This is a genomic window from Candidatus Acidiferrales bacterium (assembly GCA_036514995.1).
Lineage (GTDB): Bacteria > Acidobacteriota > Terriglobia > Acidiferrales > DATBWB01 > DATBWB01.
In genome coordinates this window covers 1-4,417 of sequence record DATBWB010000139.1, presented here as the reverse complement: position 1 = coordinate 4,417, position 4,417 = coordinate 1, and the positions used below count along the sequence as shown (strand labels likewise).

Genomic DNA, 4,417 nt, shown 5'->3' with positions numbered 1-4,417 from the left:
GGTACGTTCGTTCCAGTCACCTAACTCACAGGCCGAGGGTGCTTTTCCCGCCGTGCGTGGTACCTAAGTACCATTGCTAGGCGCAACGGCAGGTGGTACTCGTCCGATATGGGGACGAGTAGTTCGTTCGATTCAAAGACTTCCGAGCAGGGCTATTTTCGACGCGAGGTGTCCTTGCCCGGCAAGTGGGCCTACCTTTACAGCGAAGACTTTCGGCCTTTGACGGTGCTTTGCATCAGCGCGCGGGGAGCAGTGGCACGAATCGACGAGACTCTGGTGCCCAACCGGGAATTGCGCTTCCGACTGCCGCTAAGCGAAGAGTTTGAGTTCCAGGCCAATGCCACGGTCAAGAACCAAAGCGGCGAGCTAGTTGATTTGGAATTTAGCAAACGAGATTTGACAGCGGCGCTTCGGCTGAACGCTTACGCCGCTTTTCCGCAATGGGCCCGCAACAAACAGCCGGATGACAAGATGTCTGTGCTCGTGATTCATCCGGATGTTCAGGCAGCCGACGCTTTGGAGAAATACCTGACGACCAAAGGCTACGAAGTGGATGTGGCCCTGGGAGTCAACGCTGGTTGGGAGCTGGCGAAGTCCTTCCAACATGAACTGACGCTGGTCACCAGCCGGATGGGACTCAAGACGGCCTTCGCACTCTGTCAAAATCTGGTCGGCGAGAAACTCACCCCCGTTTTGTGGATCCAAGAAAACCAAGAGGTGGACTCCGAGCTGCTGATACTCTCCGGCGCGTGTGCCTCGATCAGGAAGCCATTCACGTTGGAACAGCTCCATCGAGCGATTCACGGCCTGAGGACATTCTTCCATTCACTGATCGTTTTGCCACCGAGGGAAGGAACCATTCGAAGCGAACGCCGGGCAACTCTTGTGGAGCCGACAGGCACGATACCCGGAATGGGGCACACGGAAATACCGCGATCCCGCCCTTTCGGGAAAGTCGAGCTTCCCCCGGCATTACCCACGCCGCCAGCGATCTCATCGGAACCGCCACCGCCGACTCCTCACCCCGGCGCGGTCGAAACGCCTCTGGCAACGGAAGCGGCAAAGCCGACTGCCCCGACAAGCGAGGAGGTGAAACCAACTGTTGCGCACGCGAGCCCCGATTTTATCGGGGCGAGCGTCACGACGCTAGTGGCTGCCGATGCAGAGAAGGAACTCCCCGTAACGGAGGTAGCAGGGGCAAGAGTGACCCATGCTGATGTGGCGAAACCCCGACAAACCGGTGCGGCCGGCGCTGAGAAGCCCGCGCAGAAAGCGAGTTCCGCTCCAACAACGGCCCCGCGGGTGACGAAGCCAACTTCCTACACAGCCGTGTTGGCGAAAGGGGCGGCGGAAAGGCTAACACCCCAAAAAGCACACGGACGTTTGGCAGGCGCAGCGGCTGCGGGCGTGGTTGCGCTCGCTCTGGTGGGATGGTACGGCTATTCTCGTCTTTACGTGCCCAAGCCGCCAACAGTGGCACTGGCAGCACCCACTCCACCGGCTTCTTCCCTAGAGGTCAGCCGTCCGAGGCCGGCAACACCTTTGACAGGCTTGAGCGCAATTCCGAGGGGAGGAGAAGAAAGCAGCACTGTTCCAACACCTGCCGAGACGCCTCCGCAAACCAGCCCAGCTCCAGTAAAGCCGACCAAGGTGTCTCAGCCGACTCAGGCGGGCGCTACCAAGGAGGACGGCCAACCGGTCCTGACGAGTCGAGAATCCGAGCCTGCCGACTCTACTCCAAAGGCGACGGTCGTAGTCGAGAGTCTGGAAAAGTTCAAGTTGCGCATGCCGCCGGGAAACCAGGGCAGCAGGACACCTGGAATGCCGGAAACGGCGCTCCCTTTGACAGGCGGGATGCCAACCATGCCAGAAGCGGTTGTCACTGCGCCCAGCCTTCCGGAACTCGTCCCTCCAGTCCAAGTAGAGGCGAAGGCCATCAAGCGCACTGATCCGGCTCTTCCCCTTTCGGCAAAGCTATACCACGGAAGCTACGAGGTTGTGGTGGTAGCGACGATCGATCCCACCGGAAAGGTTACTGAGGCGCACGCGCTACGGAAGGACAACTACGGTTTTGGTCAGGCCGCCAGCCAGGCAGTCAAACAGTGGATTTTTTCTCCGGCGACGCAGAATGGCCGGCCGGTCGCATCCACCCAAGCGATCCGCTTCGTTTTTCGCGGCAGGCAAAACTAAAGAGCTCTGCACAAATAAGCTGACGTGTAGCCGTCGTGTAGCGCCGGCTTCCAGCCGGCCATCTGCCTCTGAGGCCGCCAGGATGGCGGCGCTACGGAGCTGTTGCGACGTGCTGGCCATCGAGGCGTGCGCCAGCGCGCCTTGGTCATGTCGGGCCCACGAGCATCGGGCGGCGAATCAGCTTTCTTTGTAAGCCCAACCACCGGCCAAGCCAGCGACGGCATACTCAAAGAAACCGACCACCGCCCCAATCGCAAGCAAACGAGTAGGCCAGAGGTGGAGCGGATATTGGCCGATCACATATACAAGGACGACGAAAAACCAGGCGGCGATACCGGCGCAGATGGCCGTTCGAGGACCGGCACCGTAGCGTGGTCGAATCGCCGCATAGAGCCAGACCATCCCGATTCCGACGAGGAACCCAGAAAACACGAACCATGCCACCGCGCTGCCGGATATGGCGGGGCGATTGAGAGCAGTAAGTGCAGCATTCCAGTCCCCCTCCAACATCTTACCGTGCACGACATACTCAACGATGTTGATCACCACGCCGGCCAGAAGACCTCCCAGGATCACTCGTCCCCAGTTGATTTTTCCCATCGACACACCTCCAGGGATTCTTTAGCCTCTTGCGCTCTCAGGAAAGGACGCCCGAATGGAAACCCGGGGTGAGCCTAGTCGGATTTGCCCGACACGTCAAGACCCCTGCTGATGAAGCGACATCAAGGAGCATCCGTCAACGCGGGACAAAGCGGGCGAGAGGACTGCGGACCCAAAATAAGAAAGGGGGAGACGGGATTGCTATCTCCCCGCTAGCGGCTTAAAGAGATTGCCTACCGGTCGGCAACCAGCGTGAGGGTAAGCGGCTCCAAGAGCCGAAAGTCGAGCCGGGTTTCCGAGGGCAGGCGGATTTGCTGGCCCTTGGTTACGCCTTGAGCCACCGTTCCGGTCGCGGCGCCGACACCGGCGCCGATGGCGGCCCCTTTGCCACCTCCGGCCACGGCACCAATCAAGGCTCCGAGGCCGGCGCCGCCGCCAATCACGGCCGCACTTCGCTTACCGCGTGAAGCACCCTGTTCTTCCATGGTAGCAGTTTGGAGCGGGTAATGTTTCCCGGCTACGGTGATCTGGGTTAACTCCAGTGAAATTTCCGAACGGCCAGAGATGCGACCGGCGGACTTAACCTGTACCAACCTCCCGATGACTTCAGCACCCCTGGGCACCACGACTTGGTCGCCAGAAACAAGGGGAGCGTCCAAGCTCGCGTGAAAGATGTCGCCCGGTCGGTTGCGAGTGGTATCGATCGAATCGATCAGGCGCACGGTAATGATGGTCCCGGGGTTGACGGTGAATTGTTGAGCGTGAGGACGAACCGGCTCGGCCAGACCTGGCGCCGACGCGGGGGCCGGAGGGGCAGTTGCGAAAGGCGCTGGAGCTGGGGCTGGCCGGCGTGGGCGTCGAGAGCGAGCTACGGGCTTCGGCTCCTCCACGACCCGGGGCGGCTCGACCGCCGCAGCGGTGGTGACCTGCGGTGGCGGCTCGATTTGAAGTTCGTCGTTGATCCGAGCCACGCCGGCGACCTGTCTGGCGAGCTCCATGGCCCGAAGCTTCTCTTCGGGTGATTGGACCTTGCCGAGCAGAGTGACCTCACCATTTTGCGAGCTGACCAAAATGTCACGGCTTTTCAAGTCGCGATCCGAAAAGAGCTGAGCTTTGACTTCGGTAGCAATCTGCGAATCGGGCTTGGCTTTAGTGCATGCAGCAAAGAGAATTCCGACGGCTACCACAACGACCAGAAGTAACGCCAACTGTTTGCGCATGGAAACCCTCCACTCTCTATTCAAGATGCCGAAAGAAGGCCAGCCGTTGCCAGCCCGAGAACGGCCAATGTGCCTGCTCTGAAAATAGCGGGTATTGATCTCACCTGTCATCCCGAGCCCCGAGGTTGTTTTGCATAGTCCCGATTGAATCGGGATAAACTCCGGGTGCGGCTGTTTGTGTCCAGCGAGCGCGGTTTTTTTCGCGCTTTTTGGGGGGTGCGCTGCGGACGGGGTGCGCCCCGATTGGGTCGGGGGGCCCGGATGATGACGGTGAGTTGGTGGTGAGGCAGCCCGGGCGGGGACGCGGAGTACTTTTCCTGCATGGCTTTCCAGAAGCGGAAATCGTGCCGGGCCCGCCGCGGCGGGACCGATTTTATCGAGTAACCAGCTACAGTTTGCGGCGCGGC

Annotated in this window: 3 protein-coding genes; 1 reads left to right on the top strand and 2 read right to left on the bottom strand. The window is 60.4% G+C overall.

What is annotated here, in order from left to right; genetic code table 11:
* Positions 1 to 174 precede the first annotated feature (174 nt).
* Positions 175 to 2,190, top strand: a complete 2,016-nt coding sequence (locus VIH17_09600; protein HEY4683487.1) for a TonB family protein — start codon at positions 175 to 177, stop codon at positions 2,188 to 2,190.
* A gap of 177 nt (positions 2,191 to 2,367) precedes the next feature.
* On the opposite strand, the gene VIH17_09595 is transcribed toward VIH17_09600, so the two are convergent.
* Positions 2,368 to 2,790, bottom strand: a complete 423-nt coding sequence (locus tag VIH17_09595; GenBank protein ID HEY4683486.1) for a hypothetical protein — start codon at positions 2,788 to 2,790, stop codon at positions 2,368 to 2,370.
* A 233-nt stretch (positions 2,791 to 3,023) separates the two neighbouring features.
* Positions 3,024 to 4,010 carry a BON domain-containing protein gene (locus tag VIH17_09590; GenBank protein HEY4683485.1) on the bottom strand — a complete coding sequence of 329 codons (987 nt, stop codon included), beginning with the start codon at positions 4,008 to 4,010 and terminating at the stop codon, positions 3,024 to 3,026.
* Between the last annotated feature and the right edge of the window lie 407 nt (positions 4,011 to 4,417).